Below are 20,121 nucleotides of genomic sequence, written 5' to 3'. Positions count from 1 at the left end.
CCGGCCCCGCTGCTCCCGCCGCCCTACTCGGCCGAGGCCGTCTTCTTCGCGGTCGTCTTCTTCGCGGTCGTCTTCTTGGCCGTCGTCGTCTTCTTCGCGGCGGTCTTCTTGGCCGTCGTCGTCTTGGCGGCCGTCTTCTTCGCAGCGGCCTTCTTGGCGGGTGCCTTCTTGGCGGGGGCCTTCTTCGCGGTCTTCTTGGCCGGCCCCTTCGCCCGCTTCTCCGCCAGCAGCTCGAACCCGCGCTCCGGGGTGATCTCCTCGACGCTGTCGCCGGAGCGCAGCGTCGCGTTGGTCTCCCCGTCGGTGACGTACGGCCCGAAGCGGCCGTCCTTGACCACGACCGGCTTTCCGCTGACCGGGTCCTCGCCCAGCTCCTTCAGCGGCGGCTTGGCCGCGGCCCGGCCACGCTGCTTGGGCTGGGCGTAGATCGCCAGCGCCTCCTCCAGCGTGATCGTGAAGAGCTGCTCCTCGGCCTGCAGGGAGCGCGAGTCGGTGCCCTTCTTCAGGTACGGGCCGTAGCGGCCGTTCTGCGCGGTGATCTCCTGGCCCTCGGCGTCGGTGCCGACGACGCGCGGCAGCGACATCAGCTTCAGGGCGTCGTCCAACGTGACCGTGTCCAGGGACATCGACTTGAACAGTGAGGCCGTGCGCGGCTTGACGGCGTTCTTGCCGGTCTTCGGGGTGCCCTCGGGGAGCACTTCGGTGACGTAGGGGCCGTAGCGGCCGGCCTTGGCGACGATCGCGCGGCCGGTCGACGGGTCGGTGCCCAGCTCGAAGTCACCGCTCGGCTTGGCGAGCAGCTCCTCCGCGTACTCCACGCCGAGCTCGTCGGGCGCGAGGTCGTCGGGGATGTCGGCGTGCTGGTACTCCTCGGAGTCCTTCTCACCGCGCTCGATGTACGGCCCGTAGCGGCCGACCCGCAGCACGATGCCGTCGCCGATGGGGAACGAGGAGACTTCGCGGGCGTCGATCGCGCCCAGGTCGGTCACCAGTTCCTTGAGGCCGCCGAGGTGGTCCCCGTCGCCGTTGCCCGCCGCGGCCGCGCTGGCGGTGCCGACACTGTCGTCGCCCTCGCCGAAGTAGAACCGCCGCAGCCACGGCACGGCCCGCGCCTCGCCCCGCGCGATGCGGTCGAGGTCGTCCTCCATGCGGGCGGTGAAGTCGTAGTCGACGAGCCGGCCGAAGTGCTTCTCCAGCAGGTTGACGACGGCGAAGGACAGGAAGGACGGCACCAGGGCCGTGCCCTTCTTGAAGACGTAGCCGCGGTCGAGGATGGTCCCGATGATCGACGCGTACGTGGACGGGCGGCCGATCTCGCGCTCTTCGAGCTCCTTGACCAGGCTGGCCTCGGTGTAGCGGGCCGGAGGCTTGGTGGCGTGCCCGTCGACCGTGATCTCCTCGGCGCCCAGCGCGTCGCCCTCGGCGACCTGCGGCAGCCTGCGCTCGCGGTCGTCGAGCTCGGCGTTCGGGTCGTCGGCGCCCTCGACGTACGCCTTGAGGAAGCCGTGGAACGTGATCGTCTTGCCGGAGGCGGTGAACTCGGCGTCCCGGCCGTCGGCGGCCGTGCCGCCGATCCGCACGGTGACGCTGTTGCCGACCGCGTCCTTCATCTGGGAGGCGACGGTCCGCTTCCAGATCAGCTCGTAGAGCCGGAACTGGTCGCCGCTCAGCCCCGTCTCGGCGGGCGTGCGGAAGCGGTCGCCCGAGGGGCGGATCGCCTCGTGCGCCTCCTGGGCGTTCTTGACCTTGCCGGCGTACGTACGGGGGCGCTCCGGGAGGTAGTCGGCCCCGTAGAGCTGGGTGACCTGGGCGCGGGCGGCGGCCACGGCGGTCTCCGACAGCGTCGTGGAGTCCGTACGCATGTACGTGATGTAGCCGTTCTCGTACAGCTTCTGGGCGACCTGCATCGTCGCCTTCGCGCCGAAGCCGAGCTTGCGGCTCGCCTCCTGCTGGAGCGTCGTCGTACGGAACGGGGCGTACGGCGAGCGGCGGTAGGGCTTGGACTCGACGGAGCGGACGGCGAAGCGGGTGTTCTCCAGGGCCGCGGCCAGCGCGCGGGCGTTCGCCTCGTCCAGGTGGAGGACCTGCGCGCTCTTGGCCTGTCCCAGGGAGTCGAAGTCGCGGCCCTGCGCGACCCGGCGGCCGTCGACACTGGCCAGGCGGGCGACGAGCGAGGACGGGTCCGAGGGATCACCGGCGCGGCCGGTGGAGAAGGTGCCCGTCAGATCCCAGTACTCGGCGGAACGGAAGGCGATCCGCTCGCGTTCCCGCTCCACGACGAGCCGGGTGGCGACGGACTGGACACGGCCCGCCGACAGCCGCGGCATGACCTTCTTCCACAGCACCGGCGAGACCTCGTAACCGTACAGACGGTCGAGGATGCGGCGGGTCTCCTGGGCGTCGACCAGCTTCTGGTTGAGCTCGCGCGGGCTGCGCACGGCCTGCTGGATCGCGTCCTTGGTGATCTCGTGGAAGACCATCCGGTGGACCGGGATCTTCGGCTTCAGCACTTCCTGGAGGTGCCACGCGATGGCCTCGCCCTCGCGGTCCTCATCGGTGGCGAGGAAGAGTTCGTCGGACTCGCGCAGCAGCTCCTTGAGCTTCCTGACCTGCTGCTTCTTGTCCGCGTTGACCACGTAGACGGGCTGGAAGTCGTGGTCGACGTCCACGCCGAGGCGGCGCACCTCGCCGGTGTACTGCTCCGGCACCTCCGCGGCACCGTTGGGAAGGTCGCGGATGTGCCCGACGCTCGCCTCGACGATGTAGCCGGGGCCCAGATAGCCCTTGATCGTCTTCGCCTTGGCAGGCGACTCGACGATGACGAGTCGGCGGCCGCCCTGTGCGGTCTCGCTGGTCGGGGACAACTTCGCTCTTCTCTCCGGTCGGCGCAGTGTGGCTCCATCTCCCGGGCCTGTGCCCAGGGGGTGGGTCGTCATGGTGACGCTGCGGAGTGTGACGGTACCTCCCGCCCCCGTGTCAAACGGGAAAAGCCCGCAACGGCCACTCGAACGGTAACCCGACTCGTGCTATTCCTGCCGCCCGGAGTGGGTGACGGCTCCGCGCGGTCGAAGCGGAGCGCCCTCTGTCACTTGCCCGGTGCCCCTTGTCCGGGCCGTTCCGGCGCCCGTACGAGGGGGCCGCCCGGGGCGCGCGACGCAATGCGTACGGTGGCGTAGCCGGTGGTACGTATGACGGCGTACGCAGGGACGTACGCCGTTGTGCGCGCCCGCCGCCTCACCACCGCGTGAGACACCGGGTCACCACGGTGTGCGGCACCAGGGCACCACCACGCGTGGCACCGTGAGGCCGGGTCACCCGTGCCTGAGGCACCAGGCGGCCACCACGAGCGCGGCGACACCGCTGAGGGCCGCGACGGTCGCGGATGCGACGGGACTCACACCGTCGGCGACCGGCTCGCCCTGCCGCCACCGCACGGCGGTCCAGCTCAGCAGCGCGCCCCCGAACAGAGCGAACACCGTCCCCGCGAAGATCGCCGGCCCGCTTTCCATGCCCCGCTCCCCCTGCCGTCCCGGCTCCCGCGCCCGGGTGTCGCATCGGGCCGTCCGGCCCGGCGAGGCGAGGCTGACACGCGGGAGAGACGGCCGACCGGCGGCCGGACGAACCGGGGGTGAACACGGGGCGGCCGGGGGAGAGGGGCACCGGCGGGCCGGGGCGGCGAGGCCGCGGGGGGCCGAGCCGCGGCCGACGCCGCGAACGGGGTCAGTGCGCCCGCGGACCGGGGCGGACCGTCGCGGCGCGAGGCGGGGCAGGCCGCCGCGGACCGGGCGGAACGGATCGTCGCGGGCAAGGCAGGCCGCCGCGGGGCGGCCCCCGCGCCCCGTCAGCGCGCCGGTTCGAGGAAGCCCTGTCCCACCAGCAGTCGGATCTGCGCCGGCGTCCGGTCACGCAGCGCGACCGGATCCTCACCGACGAGCTGGGCGATGGCGTCCAGAATGCGCCCCGCGCTCAGCGTGCCGTCGCACACCCCGGCGAAGCCCGCGCCGACCGTGTCGACCGTGGTGGCCCGGCGCATGCCGCGGTACTGACGCAGCACCACGTGCTCCGGGTCCTCCGCGCCGGGCAGCCCGACCTGCTCCTGGACGACCTCGGAGGCCAGCCGGAAGTGCCCGGCGAGCAGCGCCGCGTCGTCGTGCGCCCGCAGGAAGTCGACCCGGTCGAAGTGCGCCCGTACGACGTCCCCGAGCGGCTGTTCGACGGAATGCGGCCACTCCTCCACGGTCACCGAGGGTTCCGACGCGTCGGACCTGCGCAGGGTGATCCAGCCGAAGCCGACGGCCTTCACCTTGCGCGCCTCGAACGCGTCCAGCCACGCGTCGTAGCGCGCCTGGTACCGGGCCGTGTCGTCGCGGTGGTCGCCCGCGTCCCGCAGCCACAGTTCGGCGTACTGGGTGACGTCCTGCACCTCGCGCTGCACGATCCACGCGTCGCAGCCGCGCGGCACCCACGAGCGCAGCCGCTCCTGCCAGTCCTCCCCCTCCACGTGCTGCCAGTTGGCCAGGAACTGGGCGAACCCGCCCGGGTTGAGCCGGTCCCCCGCCTGCTGAACGAGCGTGCGGCACAGATCGTCCCCGGCCATGCCGCCGTCGCGGTAGGTGAGCCGGGCGTCGGGCGAGATGACGAACGGCGGGTTGGACACGATCAGGTCGTACGTCTCGTCCTCCGCGACCGGTTCGAACAGCGAGCCCTCGCGCAGGTCGGCGGCGGGCGCCCCGGAGAGGGCGAGGGTGAGCGCGGTGATGTGCAGGGCACGCGGGTTGACGTCGGTCGCGGTCACCCGTGTGGCGTGCCGGGAGGCGTGCAGCGCCTGGATGCCGGAGCCGGTGCCGAGATCGAGCGCGGCACCCACGGGTGTCCGGACGGTGAGCCCGGCCAGCGTCGTCGAGGCACCGCCGACGCCGAGCACCACGGACTCCTGGCGGCTGCCGATGCCACCCGCGCCGCCGACCGCGCAGCCCAGGTCGGAGACGATGAACCAGTCCTCGCCGTCGGCCCCTCCGTAAGGCCGCACGTCGACGGTGGCGGCGACCTCGTCGTCGGCCCGGATCAGCCAGCCGGCCTCCAGGCAGGCATCGACGGGCAGGGCGGCGGCCACGCGTGCGCGGGGCACGGGCTGCTGCAGCAGAAACAGGCGTACGAGTGCTTCCAGCGGGCTGTCGCCCCGGGTGGCCCGCAGCGCCGGGACCACCTCATTGCGGGCCAGCGCGGCGTAGGCCGGTGCGCCGAGGAGTTCGAGCAGTCCGTCGGCGGTGAAGGAGGCCGCCCGCAGCGCGTCCCGCAGCGCGGCGGCGACGTCGGGGCGGTCGGTCGAGGGCAGAGGGGCCAGGGGGGCCGGCTGGGAGGTGCTCACGCCCCCCATTGTGGCCCGCACGCCCGCTCCCGCGCCTTCCGCCCGGCGGCGCACCGCCCCCGCCCCTCGCGCCCTCCGTAGACGGCACACCGCATACCCCCGCGCCCCTCGTCGACGCCACGCCTCGGCCGCCGCGCGCCGCCTCCGCCGCGCGCCGCCTCCGACGCACGTCGACTCCGATGCGACATTCACTCCGACGGGACGTCAGCCCCGGGGCGGCCGCGGCGGTGTGGCGGGCGCTATGCCGCCGAAGCCGTCGCCGTGGCCGACGCCGACTTGCAGCTTGCCTGCCTCGCCATCGCCTTGCCGACGTCGCCCTCCTCCAGGTCCTTCAGGGCGTCGCTGCCGCTCTTGCTCAGCTTCTCCAGCTGGGTCGCCACGTCCTTGAGCCCGGAGGCGAACTTCGCCTGGTCCTTGGTGTCGAGGCCCGCGGTCTGCTTCTTCAGGTCGGCGTAGGAGGACGACAGGTTGTCGAGCTCCTTGACCGCGTTGGCCGACTTGGTCTCGCCCTTGTCCACGTTCGGGGGCGCGCCCGCCTTCTGCACGGCCTGCGCCATCGCCTTGTAGGCGTCGGAGATGTCCTGGAAGGCCTGGGAGTCCGTCTTCTGGACGTCGGCCGGCGTGCTGTTGTCCGACGTCTCCTTCTGGATCGCGGTGTTGGCGGCCTCGATCTTCTTCGCCTGCGGCTGGACGCCGTCGCACACCTTCGCGGCCCAGGTGTCCAGTTCCTTGCTGCTGTCGTCGTCGGCGCCGCAGCCCGTGAGCGCCACTGCCAGTACCGCACCGCCGGACAGTGCGGCAGCGAGCTTCTTGTTCACCGGATCGGTCCCTTCCATGGCTTCCGGCCCCGGAACATACACGCCGGACGCGGGGCGACCGGACCGCGGACCGCCTTTATGTACCCCTGTGAAGCCATTTGCACCAAGGCGCCCGCCCGAAGCGAGAGAAGGCTCACGAACCGGCGCGCACCCCCATGCGAGGGGCGGACGGCACGTCAGCACGCGCCGTCCGCCCCTGGGTTGCGACCGCCGCTCACGGCCGTCGGTGCCGCCGCCTACGACACCACCGCGGGGTTCACCGTTTCGCTCACCCGTTCGGCACTCTCGTCCTCGTCCCCGACCGCGATCCCGCGCCGCTTGGAGATGTAGACCGCGACGACGATCACCAGCAACGACAGCAACGCGACGACGATCCGCACGCCGATGTTCTTGTCGTCGCCGTAGGAGAACTTGATGACCGCGGGCGCGATCAGCAGCGCCACCAGGTTCATCACCTTCAGCAGCGGGTTGATCGCCGGGCCCGCGGTGTCCTTGAACGGGTCGCCGACGGTGTCGCCGATGACCGTCGCGGCGTGCGCCTCACTGCCCTTGCCGCCGTGGTGGCCGTCCTCGACGAGCTTCTTGGCGTTGTCCCACGCACCACCGGAGTTGGCGAGGAAGACCGCCATCAGCGTGCCGGCACCGATCGCGCCCGCCAGGAACGCGCCCAGCGCGCCCACTCCGAGCGTGAACCCGATGAAGATGGGCGCCATCACGGCGAGCAGCCCCGGCGTGGCGAGTTCCCGCAGGGCGTCCTTGGTGCAGATGTCGACGACCTTGCCGTACTCCGGGGTCTCCGAGTAGTCCATGATCCCGGGCTTCTCCCGGAACTGGCGCCGCACCTCGTAGACCACCGCGCCCGCCGACCGCGACACCGCGTTGATCGCCAGTCCCGAGAAGAGGAAGACGACCGCCGCGCCCGCGATCAGGCCGACCAGGTTGTTGGGCTGCGAGATGTCCATCATCAGACTCATCGGCGCGCCCGCCCCGGACAGCTTCTCGCCGACGTCCTGCGCGCCCGTGGTGATCGCGTCACGGTACGACCCGAACAGCGCGGAGGCGGCCAGGACGGCGGTCGCGATGGCGATGCCCTTGGTGATGGCCTTGGTGGTGTTGCCGACCGCGTCCAGGTTGGTGAGCACCTGGGCACCCGCACCCTCGACGTCGCCGGACATCTCGGCGATGCCCTGCGCGTTGTCGGAGACCGGACCGAAGGTGTCCATGGCGACGATCACGCCGACCGTGGTGAGCAGTCCGGTGCCGGCCAGCGCCACCGCGAACAGCGCCAGCATGATCGAGGTGCCGCCGAGCAGGAACGCCCCGTAGACGCCGAGCGCGATCAGCAGACCGGTGTAGACGGCCGACTCCAGGCCGATGGAGATGCCGGCGAGGACGACGGTGGCCGGGCCGGTCAGCGAGCTCTTGCCGATGTCCCGGACGGGTCGCCGGGTGGTCTCGGTGAAGTAGCCGGTGAGCTGCTGGATGAGGGCCGCCAGCACGATCCCGATGGCCACGGCGACGAGCGCGAGGATGCGCGGGTCGCCGTCCCTGCCGGCGATCGCCGCCTCGCCGACGCCGTCCAGGTCGGCGTAGCTCGACGGCAGGTAGGTGTAGACGGCCACGGCCACCAGGACCAGCGAGATGACCGCGGAGATGAAGAAGCCGCGGTTGATGGCGGTCATGCCGCTGCGGTCGGCACGGCGCGGCGCGACCGCGAAGATGCCGATCATGGCGGTGAGGACACCGATCGCGGGCACGATCAGCGGGAAGGCGAGCCCTGCGTCGCCGAAGGCGGCCTTGCCGAGGATCAGCGCGGCCACCAGCGTGACGGCGTACGACTCGAACAGGTCGGCCGCCATACCCGCGCAGTCGCCGACGTTGTCGCCCACGTTGTCGGCGATGGTCGCGGCGTTACGGGGGTCGTCCTCCGGGATGCCCTGTTCGACCTTGCCGACCAGGTCGGCGCCGACGTCGGCGGCCTTGGTGAAGATGCCGCCGCCGACTCGCATGAACATGGCGATCAGCGCGGCGCCGAGGCCGAAGCCCTCCAGGACCTTCGGCGCGTCGGCGGCGTAGACGAGCACCACGCATGAGGCGCCCAGCAGACCGAGCCCCACCGTGAACATGCCGACGACGCCGCCCGTACGGAAAGCGATCTTCATGGCCTTGTGGGAGACGGCAGTGAGATCCTTTTCCGGCTCTCCGGCCGCCGGTGTCGCCTCCCGCGCCGCCGCGGCGACCCGCACATTGCTCCGTACGGCGAGCCACATGCCGATATACCCGGTGGCGGCTGAGAATGCCGCGCCGATCAGGAAGAACACCGATCGTCCGGCACGCTGATCCCAGTCGTCCGCGGGCAGCAGCATGAGCAGGAAGAACACGATCACGGCGAAAACGCCGAGCGTGCGCAACTGGCGGGCCAGATAGGCGTTGGCGCCCTCCTGGACCGCCGCCGCGATCTTTTTCATGCTGTCGGTGCCCTCGCCGGCCTGGAGCACCTGGCGGACCAGGACTCCGGCGACCACGAGTGCCGCGAGCGCGACGATCCCGATGATGATGACGATCAAACGATTGTCGTCGGTCAGCACCGCACCGGCGAGGTTGATGGGGTGGTCGAACTGCTGAGGGGTAGAAAGCCCCGCCATTCGTCCTCCTTGACGCTTGGGCTGAGCTCAAGATGTGGACGGATTGTAGGTAGCGAAACCTGATCTAAACAGTGTGCGGTAAACGGAATCGGTCTTGGTTCGCCGATGTTCGCCCATCGGAATGATCGTGAACGGCGTCACGCCCTACACGAAAGAGGTAATGCCTCTAAACCATTGACCGGGGATTTCACCGGATTGCCGCGCAATCGAATGATCATTTCGGCGGCGGAAACACGCCGATCGGTAAATGCTCGTGAATTCCTTCACGCAATCGGCGGAGCGGCACCGGAGCCGTGGCAGGAGGGCCGCGGGCCCGTGGGCGGGACGGTTGAGAAACTACCGCGGAGCTGGGCCAGGACGGCCGCGGGACGGCTGAGGAACTGCGGCGGGACGGCGGCAGAACTGCGGCGGGACGGCGGCGGAGCTGTGGAAACGCCGTGAGGGAGGACCCCGCCGAAGCGGAGCCCTCCCTCACGGGTCAGTCGTGTCGCCGGGACTCAGGGGAGCAGTTCGGTGGGCGGCGGCGCGGTGGGCCAGGTCATCCTGATCCAGCCGCCGTGCTCCCCCGCGGTCACCTCCACGTCGTCGACGAGCCCGCTGATGACGGCGAGGCCCATGTCGTCGTCCTCGCTGTCGGAGTCGGGGTCGTCCGCGCCGGACGTACCGGGGATGCGTTCCACCGGTGACGCGCTGCCCGGGGCCTCGTCGCCCACCTCGATGGAGAACTGTTTCTCCTCCTCGACCAGCACCACGTGCACCGGCGCCTGCACGCCGCTGCTCCGGTGCAGACCGACGGCCCGCGAACAGGCCTCCCCGACGGCGAGCCGGACCTCGTCGAGGACGGCCTCGTCCACTCCGGCCCTGCGCGCCACCGCCGCCGCCACCAGCCTGGCGGTCCTGACGTGCTCGGGCAGCGCGCTGAAGCGGAGCTCAACGGTGGCCATGCATCCCCCTCGGAACTGGGCGTGCTCTCGGGGGGCCGGGCCACTGCGGCCCCGGCCCTCCGCTTCGATCTGCCGTCCGGGCACGGGCCCGGCGACGGTGTCAGTCGGTGGCCGCCACCGCTTCGTCCACCGAGGTGTGGATGGGGAACACCTTGGTGAGACCGGTGATACGGAAGATCTTCAGGATGCGCTCCTGGTTGCACACGAGGCGCAACGAGCCCTCATGGGCGCGCACCCGCTTCAGACCACCGACCAGTACGCCGAGCCCGGTGGAGTCGAGGAAGTCCACGCCCTCCATGTCGACGACGAGGTGGAAACTCCCGTCGTTCACCAGCTCGACCAGCTGCTCGCGCAGCTTGGGCGCGGTGTATACGTCGATTTCGCCACCGACCTCGACGACCGTACGATCGCCGACGGTACGGGTCGACAGGGACAGGTCCACGGATCCTCCAGCACCTTGCTATCGAGCGTTCGTCCTTCGGGTCATCTCGGCATGAGAGCCCTGGGGACGGTTCGCCAGCCGCGATGGCATTCAATCACTTACCGGCAGGCGTGCACGACGCCTTGGGTCCATTGTCCGTCACACCGGTGACACACTCGGGACCGATGGCCAAGAATCACCGATCCGATCGACCCCCGACGGGCACCGCCGGGCGGACCCCGCCGGGCACCGTGCTGGACCGGCTGACCGCCGGGCCGAGCCGGGCTTCGCGCGTCACTCATACGGAGCACTTGCCCCCGCGGGCGGGCCGCCATGCCGTCTGGCCTGACCGGATTCGCGCCGAGGTGCTCGCCGCGGTGCGCGAGTGCGGCATCGAACACCCCTGGGCCCACCAGGCACTGGCCGCCGAACACGCGCTGGACGGCGACTCGGTCGTGGTCGCCACCGGCACCGCCTCCGGCAAGTCCCTGGCCTACCTCGTGCCCGTGCTCTCCCGCCTCCTCGACGGTTCCGAGGCGCCCAACGGCCGGGGTGCCACCGCGCTCTACCTGGCCCCCACCAAGGCGCTCGCGGCCGACCAGCACCGGTCGGTGAAGGAGCTCTCCCAGCCCCTGGGCACGGCCGTGCGGCCCGCCGTGTACGACGGCGACACCCCGCCCGAGGAACGCGAATGGGTACGTCAGTACGCCAACTATGTGCTCACCAACCCCGACATGCTGCACCGCGGGATCCTGCCCTCTCACCCGCGCTGGGCCTCCTTCCTGCGCGCCCTGAAATACGTGGTCATCGACGAGTGCCACACCTACCGGGGTGTCTTCGGCTCGCACGTCGCCCAGGTGCTGCGGCGGCTGCGCCGACTGTGCGCCCGTTACGGCTCCTCCCCCGTCTTCCTGCTCGCCTCCGCCACCGCCGCCGACCCCGCGGTGGCCGCGGGCCGGCTGACCGGGCTGCCGGTGGTGGAGGTGGCGGACGATGCCTCACCCCGCGGTGAACTGGTGTTCGCTCTCTGGGAACCCCCGCTCACCGAGCTGCACGGCGAGAAGGGCGCCCCCGTCCGCCGCACCGCCACCGCCGAGACCGCCGACCTGCTGACCGACCTCGTCGTACAGGACGTGCGCTCGGTCGCCTTCGTACGGTCCCGGCGCGGCGCCGAGCTGATCTCGCTGATCGCCCAGGAACGGCTGGCCGAGGTCGACCGCTCCCTCGCCCGGCGTGTCGCCGCCTACCGCGGTGGCTACCTCCCCGAGGAACGCCGCGCGCTGGAACGTGCATTGCACTCCGGCGAGCTCCTCGGCCTCGCCGCCACCACCGCCCTGGAGCTCGGCATCGACGTCTCCGGCCTGGACGCCGTCCTGATCGCCGGCTACCCGGGAACCCGGGCCTCTCTGTGGCAGCAGGCGGGCCGGGCGGGCCGCGCCGGACAGGGTGCCCTGGCAGTGCTGATCGCCCGCGACGACCCGCTGGACACCTTCCTCGTCCACCACCCCGAGGCCCTCTTCGACCAGCCCGTCGAGTCCACCGTCCTCGACCCGGACAACCCTTACGTCCTCGCCCCGCACCTGTGCGCAGCCGCCGCGGAACTGCCCCTGAGCGACGACGACCTCACACTCTTCGGCCCCGCGTGCGCGGAACTGATGCCCCAGCTCGAGGCCGCCGGCCTGCTGCGCCGTCGTACGAAGGCCTGGCACTGGACACGCCGGGAACGGGCCGCCGACCTCGCCGACATCCGCGGCCAGGGCGGGCGGCCGGTGCAGGTGGTGGAGGAGGGCACCGGACGGCTGCTCGGCACGGTCGACGCCGGCGCCGCGCACACCGGCGTGCACGAGGGCGCGGTCCACCTCCACCAGGGCCGCACGTATCTGGTGCGCTCGCTCGACCTGGAGGACTCCGTCGCCCTGGTCGAGCGGGCCGAGCCGCCGTACACCACCGTCGCTCGCGACACCACGTCGATCTCCGTGCTGGAGACGGACGTCGAGGTCCCCTGGGGCGAGGGCCGGCTCTGCTACGGCTCCGTCGAGGTGACGAACCAGGTCGTCTCCTATCTGCGCCGCCGCGTCCTCACCGGCGAGGTGCTGGGCGAGACCAAGCTCGACCTCCCTCCCCGTACGCTGCGCACCCGCGCGGTGTGGTGGACGGTCACCGAGGACCAGCTCGACGCGGCCCGGATCAACCCGGAGATCCTCGGGGGTGCCCTGCACGCCGCAGAGCACGCGTCCATCGGTCTGCTCCCGCTGTTCGCCACGTGCGACCGCTGGGACATCGGCGGAGTCTCCGTCCCGCTCCACCCCGACACGCTGCTGCCGACGGTCTTCGTGTACGACGGCCATCCGGGTGGCGCGGGGTTCGCCGAGCGCGCCTTCCACACCGCCCGGGAGTGGCTCACCGCCACCCGAGAGGCCATCGCCTCCTGCGAGTGCGAGGCCGGCTGCCCCTCCTGCATCCAGTCCCCCAAGTGCGGCAACGGCAACGAGCCGCTGCACAAGAGGGGCGCCGTACGCCTGCTGGCCGAACTCCTGCGGGGAGGGTCGGGGGGCGAGGACACGGAGCACGGCGACGCCGAGGACGACGACACGTCGGGCGCGCGCACGTCGGGCGCAGGCACGGCGGGCGAGGGCACGGCGGGCGAGGGCACGGCGGTGCGCGGCGCGGAGGGGAGCGCCGGGGCGGTGTCTCCGGCCGGGTAGGCCCCGGGCGGACCCGCGCGGGCCCGCACCCGGACCGTGAACGGCCCCCTCCCCGAAGCCGCCGTCACGTCGGAGACCTCGCCCTCGATCTCACACCGCACCAGCCGCGCGCCCTGCGCCCGTGCCACCCGCCGGGCCGTGTCGCAGGCCGGCCCACCGCCCTGCGTCCAGCGATCCGCGGCTGCCAGCGCGGCGAGGTCAGCGGCACCCGCCGCCCGGTGCCGCACGACCACCGCCTGACCCGCCAGCAGCAGGGCACCGAACACGGCACATACTCCGGCAAGCGCGAAGACCACCCAGACCGCGGCCGAGCCGCGATCACCTCGGGGGCGGCGGGCGTCGCGGTCACTGGGAACCCGCGGGTCGACTCCTCCTCCCTCCGCACTCATGTGCCCACCCCCACCGTCTCCTCCGCCAGGGCCACGGCCGTGCTGCGCAGCTCCAGCGTCAGCGTGTCCGGCCCGGGCGGATGGGCCACCACCGTCACTCGGACGAGGTCGCCCTCCCGGCCCACCGTCACCGTCGCCCCCTCCGGGGCCGCCCGGCGGGCCGTCGCCCGGACCGTGTCGGACGGGTCCTGCCGAGCCGCGGCACGGGCCCCGGCCCGCGCCGCGTCCACGCACTGGATCTGCGCGGACGCGGCGAGCAGCGCCCACATCAGCGCCATCACGAAGAGCACCAGCCCGGGCAGTACGACTGCCGCTTCCGCCGTCACGAAGCCGCGGTCGCGCATCCGGTCCGCCATCGCCCGCCGTACTGTGCCGCGGTCACCCCGTGCGTCCACGGGCCTCGCCCGTTCACATACGGACACTGAGCGCCCGCTTCACGATGTCCTGCAGTTCCCCGGCCACCTGGCCGCTTGTCAGCACCTTGTAGAGCACTGCCGCCAGCCCCACCGCCGCGATAATGCCGACGGCGTATTCGGAGGTGACCATTCCGCTGTCCTGGCGCAGCGTCCGCCGCTCATACAGGCTGCGCAACTCATGCACCGGAGCGCGCATCCACGCCAGCGCCCGCATCCACGTCCGCATCCGCGCCCGCATTTGCGATCGCCCTGGTTCCCGCATCTGTCCTGCTCCGCGCTCCCGTCCTCGTCCTCGGTTTCGTTCGGTCCTGCTCATCTCGACCCCCGTGTCGCTGTCGCTGTGTGTCGTTCCTGCTGCCATTGGCCTGACTGCGGTGTCTCGTCCGTCATCTCCCGTGCACCGCACGGGTCCACGTCGGTGTTCTCGTATCGAGTTCGCGGTTCGCGTCTCGGGTTCGCTCCTCAGGCGCCACCTCCGCTCAACAGTCCGCCGGCCAGTCCGATCACCACGGGCAGAACACCCACCACGAGGAAGGCCGGCAGGAAGAACAGGCCCAACGGCATGGTGATCAGGACACCCGCCCGCCGGGCCCTTGCCGTCGCGGCACGGCCCCGCTCCGCTCGGGCATCCGCGGCGAGGCGGGCCACGGGGACGGCAGCCGGGGCACCCGAATCACCGGCCCTCTCCAGCAGCCGGGCCAGTGATGCCGCACCCGGCAGCTCCGCCAGCTCCCGCCAGGCGGTGGCCGGTTCACCGCCGAGCCGAACCTCGGCCGCCCCGGTCGCCAACCGCTCTCCGACGGGTCCCATGAGAGCTTCGCCCACCGCCTGGGCTGCGGTCACCGGGGTGGCGCCGGCCGCGATGCAGGCGGCCAGGAGATCCGCCGCGAGCGGTAGCTGGCGGGCGGCGAGCGTGTCGTCGGCCGCCGTTTCCCCCGCCCGGGAGCCGGTCCCGGTGCCTCGCTGACGCCGCAGCCGCCACCACCGGAGGGCGGCTCCCGCGAGCAGTCCCGGCAGCAGGCCGCCGACACCCCCGATCAGGGCCCACGTTCCGCATACCGCCCCGACCGGAGGCAGCCACCCCTGCGCCATGTCTCGTACGCGGAGCCCGTACTGTCGTCGGCCCACCGATCTGCGAAGCAGCACCGCTTTCAGCCGTCGCCGCAGTCGCCGTGCGCGCCGCATCCGGGTGAGGGCACGGGCCGACCACCACAGGGCCGCCGTCAGCGCAGACACCGTTCCCAGCCTGTGGACAAGCGGGAGCTCCACCCCCAGCGCCAGGAATCCGGCCATGTACCGCCCGCTCATGCCTCCTCCGCTCCCCGGACGATCCGCAGCGCCCACCACAGCCCCGCGCCTTCCAGCACCGCACCGACGAGCAGGCACATCAGCCCCGGACCGGTATGCAGCACCACATGCAGCGGATCGGCGCCCAGAGCGGTGCCCAGCAGCAGGCCGAGCACGGGGAGTCCGGCGAGCATCACCGCCGTCGACCGGGCTCCCGCCAGTTGGGCCCGCAGGTCGGCTCGCTGGTCGCGCTCCGCGCGCAGGGCTGCCTCCAGCCGGTCGAGCCCGGCGGCCAGCCCCGCGCCCCGGTCGACGGCCACCCGCCAGCAGGCGGCCAGCCCCAGCAGTCCCTCGGCCCCCGGCCCGCGCGCCGCTTCGGTGAGCGCGCCAGGTACGTCGCCGCCGAAGCGGGCCGCCGCCAGCACCGCCGCCCTGGCTCCGCCGAGACCGCCCGAGTCCTGTGCCGCGTGCCGCAGTGCCTCGCCCGGCTGCCGTCCCGCGCGCACTTCACCGGCGAGCGCCGCGCACAGCGCGATGACCGCCTCACCGTTGCGTTCCCGATCCCGTTGCGCCCCCCGGGCCATCCGCACCTTCCGCAGAGCCGGAACGCCGAGCGCCCCGGCCAGCAGCGGGAGTACCGACATGCCGAGCAGCGCCAGCACGATGCCCGCAGCCACCGACCACCACTCGGCGCCGAGCCGGCCCACCCGCGCGAGCACCAACTGCCACAGCTCGGCCCCGGCCCCGGCGCCCCTTCCGGTTCCGCCCCCGGCAGCCGTCTCACCTGCCCCGCCGTCCGCACCGGCGAGCAGCAGCCGGGCCCGCCCGGGGCCGCCGTGCCGCCCGCCGAGCAACCAGGCGGCCGTCCCCGCGCAGACCAGACCGGCGCACGCGGCCACCACGCCCATCCCCGTCACCGCCCCACTCCCCTCATCGTCAGCCCTCATCCCTTGTCCTGCTCCCGCCCCTCACCCGGGCCCTACTCACCGCATCGCACAGCACCCGCTCGTCCTCCGATCCCGGTCTCCGTCGTCGCGTCCTCGCCCGCGCCTTCGCCTTCGCCCTCGTCCACGCCCGCCTGTCGGAGGAGGACTCTCAGCCGCTCCCAGCCCTCCTCCCGGACGAAGGCGTTCCTGCCCCAGCGCAGCGCGGGCACGGTGACCACCCACCCGGCCGCGTCCCGCTCCAGGACGTGCACCTCGGCGATGCGCCGCCAACCGGTGCGGTCGCGCACGAGGTGAAGAACGACCGACAGTGCGGCGGCGAGCTGGCTGTGCAGGGCCGCGCGATCGAGTCCGGCGGCGGTGCCGAGCGCTTCGAGACGGGCAGGCACCTGGGCCGCCGCGTTGGCGTGAAGCGTGCCCGAACCGCCGTCATGTCCTGTGTTCAGAGCCGCCAGCAGGGAGACGACCTCCGGGCCCCGCACCTCGCCGACGACCAGCCGGTCGGGTCTCATCCGCAGCGCCTGCCGCACCAGGTCCGGTAGTTCGACCAGGCCGGCGCCCTCCTGGTTGGCGGGACGTCCCTCCAGCCGCACCACATGGGGGTGGTGCGGCCGCAGCTCCGCGGAGTCCTCGGCAAGGACGATCCGCTCCCCCGGGTCCACCAGGCCCAGCAACGCGCTGAGCAGAGTCGTCTTGCCCGAGCCGGTGCCACCGCTGATGACGTACGACAGCCGGGCGTCGATCAGTGCCCGCAGCAGGCGGTCGCCGCCGGGCGGTACCGTGCCCGCCTCGACCAGCTCGCCGAGGGTGAAGGCGCGCGGCCGGACCACCCGGAGGGACAGACAGGTGGAACCGACGGCGACCGGAGGCAGGACGGCATGGAGTCGGGTGCCGTCCGGAAGCCGAGCGTCCACCCAGGGCCGCGCATCGTCGAGGCGCCGTCCCGCCACGGCCGCGAGGCGCTGTGCGAGACGCCGTACGGCCGCCGCGTCCGGGAAGGTCACCGGCGTGAGCACCAGGCCGCCGCCGCGGTCCACCCAGACCCGATCGGGCGCCGAGACCAGCACGTCGGTCACCGAGGGGTCGGCGAGCAACGGTTCCAGCGGCCCGCTGCCGACCAGTTCGGAGCGCAGCCGCTCGGCGGTGCCGAGGATTTCGGCGTCGCCCAGCACCCTGCCCTGCTCCCGCAGGGCCTGTGCCACGCGTGCGGGGGTCGGTTCGGCCCCGCTCTCGGCCAGCCATCGCCGCACCCCGTCCAACAGTGCGGCATGTCCGGTCTCGGAACGGCGGTCGTCGGCGCGCTCCGTGCCGACGCCACTTCCACGGCCACTGGCCCTGCCGCTCCCGCCTCCGCTCCCGAGGCCATTGCCGCTTCCGCCACCGCTTCGCACGCCGACGCCGTTCACGCCGCCTCCGTCCCGGTCAGGGCCCGGCTCCAGAAGGCCGAGCAGAAGCGGGCGAGCGGGCCTCGCGCCGCCGCTCCGGGCGGTGTGCCCCCGTCCGGGGCGAGGAGTTCCGTCGGCACCTCGCCGGCCAGCGGCAGCCCGAGCAACCGGGCCACCTCACGGTCGTCCAACCCGGGCGCGAAGGGGGCGCGCACCGCAACCCGGAGGTCGCCCAGGACCAGGCCGGCCGCCGACGCCACCCGCCGGGCCGCGGCGATCGCGCGCAGCTCGGCCGGGACGACCAGGAGCCCCAGGTCGACCTGTGCGAGAACCTCGGCGGTGCCCTCGTCGAATCGGCGCGGCAGGTCGACGACCACCGTGCCCCCGCGTCGACGGGCGGCGGCCAGGACGGCACGGACAGCTTCGGGAGGCACCGTCACGGCGTCGCTCCGGTCCCAGCTCAGCACTCGCAGGGCGTGCAGCGCGGGCAGTGACTCCTCCAGTGCCCCGCTGCCCACGCGGCCCCGCGAGGCGGCGAAGGCGGGCCAGCGCAGACCGCGCGCCGACTCACCGCACAGCAGGACGTCCAGTCCGCCGCCCAGCGGGTCCGCGTCCACCAAGAGGGTGCGCCGGCCCTCGCGGGCGGAGGTGACGGCGAGCGCGCAGGCCAGTGTGGAGGCGCCCGCCCCGCCACGTCCGCCGAGCACCCCGACGGTCAGGGCCGGACGCCCCACGCCCTCGGTGACGTCGGCGATGCGGTCGACCAGCCACTGTTCGCCGTCCGGGAGCACGAGGACGTGGTCGGCCCCGATCTCGACGGCCCGGCGCCACACTCCCGAGTCGTCCTGGTCCCGTCCGACCAGCACCACTCCCCGCCTGCGGGTGGCCCCCCGGACCCGGGGCACCGCGTCGTTCCCGACCAGCACCAAGGGCGCCGCCTCCCAGCGTTCCCGGCCCTCGGGCACCGTCGGATGCACCTCGGGCCGGGCACCCGCGGCGGCGCACAGGCGCAGCAGGTCGTCGAGCAGCTCGGTGTCCTCGGTGACGATCAGCGGTCCGCGCTGCCGTCCCTCTGCGCGGTGTGTCCCGTCGTGCTCGATGGTTTCCGTCACGGTCTCCAGCCCCTTCGTCGTCGGGTTCTCACGGCGAACAGCCGATACGAACCGGCCATTGCGTCCGACAAACGACAACCGGCCATGAACTCCGCCGAACTCGCCGCGAGTGGACGCGCTGGAAACACGATGTGGCGCTCCCCGAAATCGTGTGGATCTTGGTCCAAAACGGTGGACAACTCGGCGATTGTGGATATCGCGCTCACCCATATCGGTGAACGGCGTACGACTGTCATACCGCTACACCATGACTACCCTGAGTAGCAAGTCATGCCCATGACAAATAACCCCCGGTTCCACGCAGGGCCGTTGCATCAACCGGGCTCGGAACGAGAAAACCCATCCGGACATGCGACGACCCCCGCCGGGGGGGAGAGCGGGGGTCGTCTCCACGGCCGACTCGGGGGGGGAGGAGTCGGGCCGGGTTAGCACGGTCGCGAACGATCCGTGACTTCCATGGTGTACCCGAAGCCCCTCTCAGGCAAACCAGCCGCGCCCCGCGCTAGCCCGAATGGTGGGCGCATATGCTCGGGCCCGTGGAAAAGCACTCCTCGCCCCGCACAGCGGCCTTCTTTGACCTGGACAAGACGGTCATTGCGAAGTCGAGCACGCTCACGTTCAGCAAGTCGTTCTACCAAGGCGGCCTGATCAACCGCCGGGCCGTCCTGCGTACCGCCTATGCCCAGTTCGTCTTCCTGGCCGGCGGCGCGGACCACGACCAGATGGAGCGCATGCGGCAGTACCTGTCCGCGCTCTGCCGGGGCTGGAACGTCCAGCAGGTGAAGGAGATCGTCGCCGAGACGCTGCACGACCTCATCGACCCGATCATCTACGACGAGGCCGCGTCCCTGATCGAGGCGCACCACACCGCCGGACGCGATGTCGTCATCGTCTCCACCTCCGGTGCCGAAGTGGTCGAACCCATCGGGGAACTGCTCGGCGCGGACCGGGTCGTGGCGACCCGGATGGTGGTGGGCGACGACGGCTGCTTCACCGGCGAGGTGGAGTACTACGCGTACGGACCGACCAAGGCGGAAGCGGTGCGCGAACTGGCCGCCTCCGAGGGGTACGACCTCGCCCGCTGCTACGCGTACAGCGACTCCGCGACCGATGTCCCGATGCTGGAGTCCGTCGGACACCCGCACGCCGTCAACCCCGACCGGGCGCTGCGCCGCGAGGCCGTCGCCCGCGGCTGGCCGGTGCTCGACTTCCACCGACCGGTACGACTCAAGCAACGGCTGCCCGGGTTCTCGGTGCCGCCACGGCCGGCTCTCGTGGCGATGGCCGCGGTGGGAGCGGCGGCGGCCACGGCGGGACTTGTCTGGTACGCCAGCAGGCGGCGCGCGGCAACCGCCTGACGCCTCGGCGGAACACCGGTCTCCGCCCGGCATCGGCCCGTCCGCCTGGCGGCCCGTCCGCCGGCCAAGCCCTCCTCCACTCACCGCCCCCTCATCGCCGCACGCCCGATTCATGAGCTTTTGACGACAAAAGTAAAGAAGCGCGGGCTCCACTTCCCCTTGTCCGGGTCCAGGAGTACAAAGGAATCAACGGACCGCGAGACCGAAGGACATCCGCGAGGATCCCCTTTTGTAACGCTGTTGGTCCCACGGACCGCGCATGGACACCGGGCACCCACGCGACGTCGACCCGTCGATTACGGGCCAGCCGCACCAGGTGACGGGCGAAG

The 20,121-nt window shown here is 72.1% G+C and carries 15 protein-coding genes and 1 pseudogene; 2 read left to right on the top strand and 14 right to left on the bottom strand.

The window, feature by feature from the left end; all coding sequences use genetic code 11:
- Positions 1-23: 23 nt before the first annotated feature.
- The 7 genes from topA to bldG form a co-directional block, all read right to left on the bottom strand.
- Positions 24-2,864, bottom strand: a complete 2,841-nt coding sequence (gene topA / locus QFZ64_RS19380; protein ID WP_307067447.1) for a type I DNA topoisomerase — start codon at positions 2,862-2,864, stop codon at positions 24-26.
- A gap of 447 nt (positions 2,865-3,311) precedes the next feature.
- The gene (locus QFZ64_RS19375) at positions 3,312-3,509 is read right to left on the bottom strand and encodes a hypothetical protein (RefSeq protein ID WP_307067445.1); all 198 of its coding nucleotides are present in this window, start codon (positions 3,507-3,509) and stop codon (positions 3,312-3,314) included.
- 332 nt (positions 3,510-3,841) lie between these two features.
- On the bottom strand, positions 3,842-5,377 hold the full coding sequence (locus tag QFZ64_RS19370; protein WP_307071766.1) for a class I SAM-dependent methyltransferase: 1,536 nt from the start codon (positions 5,375-5,377) through the stop codon (positions 3,842-3,844).
- Between the two features lie 230 nt (positions 5,378-5,607).
- Complete coding sequence (locus tag QFZ64_RS19365; RefSeq protein WP_307067443.1) at positions 5,608-6,204, bottom strand: small secreted protein; 597 nt, start codon at positions 6,202-6,204, stop codon at positions 5,608-5,610.
- A gap of 218 nt (positions 6,205-6,422) precedes the next feature.
- Entirely contained in the window at positions 6,423-8,831 is a 2,409-nt protein-coding gene (locus QFZ64_RS19360) for a sodium-translocating pyrophosphatase (RefSeq protein ID WP_307067442.1), read from the bottom strand.
- Between the two features lie 497 nt (positions 8,832-9,328).
- Entirely contained in the window at positions 9,329-9,775 is a 447-nt protein-coding gene (locus QFZ64_RS19355) for an ATP-binding protein (RefSeq protein WP_307067440.1), read from the bottom strand.
- A gap of 100 nt (positions 9,776-9,875) precedes the next feature.
- On the bottom strand, positions 9,876-10,217 hold the full coding sequence (gene bldG, locus QFZ64_RS19350) for an anti-sigma factor antagonist BldG (protein ID WP_005475923.1): 342 nt from the start codon (positions 10,215-10,217) through the stop codon (positions 9,876-9,878).
- 83 nt (positions 10,218-10,300) lie between these two features.
- On the opposite strand from bldG, the gene QFZ64_RS19345 reads away from it, so the two are divergent.
- On the top strand, positions 10,301-12,901 hold the full coding sequence (locus tag QFZ64_RS19345; RefSeq protein WP_307067438.1) for a DEAD/DEAH box helicase: 2,601 nt from the start codon (positions 10,301-10,303) through the stop codon (positions 12,899-12,901).
- Between the two features lie 68 nt (positions 12,902-12,969).
- Here the strand turns inward: QFZ64_RS19345 and QFZ64_RS19340 are convergent.
- From QFZ64_RS19340 to ssd, 7 genes and pseudogenes are all read right to left on the bottom strand, one after another.
- Positions 12,970-13,290 (bottom strand): annotated as a pseudogene (locus QFZ64_RS19340) (Rv3654c family TadE-like protein); the annotation flags it as partial.
- A complete protein-coding gene (locus QFZ64_RS19335) occupies positions 13,287-13,646 on the bottom strand; it encodes a TadE family type IV pilus minor pilin (protein WP_307067437.1) in 360 nt (119 codons plus the stop codon). The pseudogene QFZ64_RS19340 and the gene QFZ64_RS19335, both read right to left, overlap by 4 nt.
- A 52-nt stretch (positions 13,647-13,698) precedes the next feature.
- Positions 13,699-13,902 carry a DUF4244 domain-containing protein gene (locus QFZ64_RS19330; protein WP_373430758.1) on the bottom strand — a complete coding sequence of 68 codons (204 nt, stop codon included), beginning with the start codon at positions 13,900-13,902 and terminating at the stop codon, positions 13,699-13,701.
- Positions 13,903-14,168: 266 nt separating this feature from the next.
- Positions 14,169-15,014, bottom strand: a complete 846-nt coding sequence (locus QFZ64_RS19325) for a type II secretion system F family protein (protein ID WP_307067433.1) — start codon at positions 15,012-15,014, stop codon at positions 14,169-14,171.
- Positions 15,011-15,940, bottom strand: a complete 930-nt coding sequence (locus QFZ64_RS19320) for a type II secretion system F family protein (protein ID WP_373430633.1) — start codon at positions 15,938-15,940, stop codon at positions 15,011-15,013. The genes QFZ64_RS19325 and QFZ64_RS19320 overlap by 4 nt, the downstream gene beginning before the upstream one ends.
- Before the next feature lie 32 nt (positions 15,941-15,972).
- Positions 15,973-17,199, bottom strand: a complete 1,227-nt coding sequence (locus tag QFZ64_RS19315; RefSeq protein WP_307071764.1) for a TadA family conjugal transfer-associated ATPase — start codon at positions 17,197-17,199, stop codon at positions 15,973-15,975.
- 140 nt (positions 17,200-17,339) lie between these two features.
- Complete coding sequence (gene ssd, locus QFZ64_RS19310) at positions 17,340-18,443, bottom strand: septum site-determining protein Ssd (protein WP_307071763.1); 1,104 nt, start codon at positions 18,441-18,443, stop codon at positions 17,340-17,342.
- 515 nt (positions 18,444-18,958) lie between these two features.
- Here ssd and QFZ64_RS19305 point away from each other — a divergent pair.
- Positions 18,959-19,792, top strand: coding sequence for an HAD family phosphatase (locus QFZ64_RS19305; RefSeq protein WP_307067431.1), 834 nt, complete (start codon positions 18,959-18,961; stop codon positions 19,790-19,792).
- Positions 19,793-20,121: the final 329 nt, after the last annotated feature.

Origin of the sequence: Streptomyces sp. B3I8, from assembly GCF_030816915.1 — a bacterium.
In the GTDB taxonomy this organism is placed as follows: domain Bacteria; phylum Actinomycetota; class Actinomycetes; order Streptomycetales; family Streptomycetaceae; genus Streptomyces.
Note: the sequence above shows the minus strand (reverse complement) of the source record. Positions and strands in the feature narration are given on the sequence as shown.

Excerpts from the sequence above, each read along its gene's own strand:
- QFZ64_RS19375 (WP_307067445.1), bottom strand. The coding sequence starts at position 3,509 with ATGGAAAGCGGGCCGGCGATCTTCGCGGGGACGGTGTTCGCTCTGTTC.
- QFZ64_RS19370 (WP_307071766.1), bottom strand. The coding sequence starts at position 5,377 with ATGGGGGGCGTGAGCACCTCCCAGCCGGCCCCCCTGGCCCCTCTGCCC.
- QFZ64_RS19365 (WP_307067443.1), bottom strand. The coding sequence starts at position 6,204 with ATGGAAGGGACCGATCCGGTGAACAAGAAGCTCGCTGCCGCACTGTCC.
- QFZ64_RS19360 (WP_307067442.1), bottom strand. The coding sequence starts at position 8,831 with ATGGCGGGGCTTTCTACCCCTCAGCAGTTCGACCACCCCATCAACCTC.
- QFZ64_RS19355 (WP_307067440.1), bottom strand. The coding sequence starts at position 9,775 with ATGGCCACCGTTGAGCTCCGCTTCAGCGCGCTGCCCGAGCACGTCAGG.
- QFZ64_RS19345 (WP_307067438.1), top strand. The coding sequence starts at position 10,301 with ATGGCATTCAATCACTTACCGGCAGGCGTGCACGACGCCTTGGGTCCA.
- QFZ64_RS19335 (WP_307067437.1), bottom strand. The coding sequence starts at position 13,646 with ATGGCGGACCGGATGCGCGACCGCGGCTTCGTGACGGCGGAAGCGGCA.
- QFZ64_RS19330 (WP_373430758.1), bottom strand. The coding sequence starts at position 13,902 with ATGCGCGCTCCGGTGCATGAGTTGCGCAGCCTGTATGAGCGGCGGACG.
- QFZ64_RS19325 (WP_307067433.1), bottom strand. The coding sequence starts at position 15,014 with ATGAGCGGGCGGTACATGGCCGGATTCCTGGCGCTGGGGGTGGAGCTC.
- QFZ64_RS19320 (WP_373430633.1), bottom strand. The coding sequence starts at position 15,940 with ATGAGGGCTGACGATGAGGGGAGTGGGGCGGTGACGGGGATGGGCGTG.
- QFZ64_RS19305 (WP_307067431.1), top strand. The coding sequence starts at position 18,959 with ATGCTCGGGCCCGTGGAAAAGCACTCCTCGCCCCGCACAGCGGCCTTC.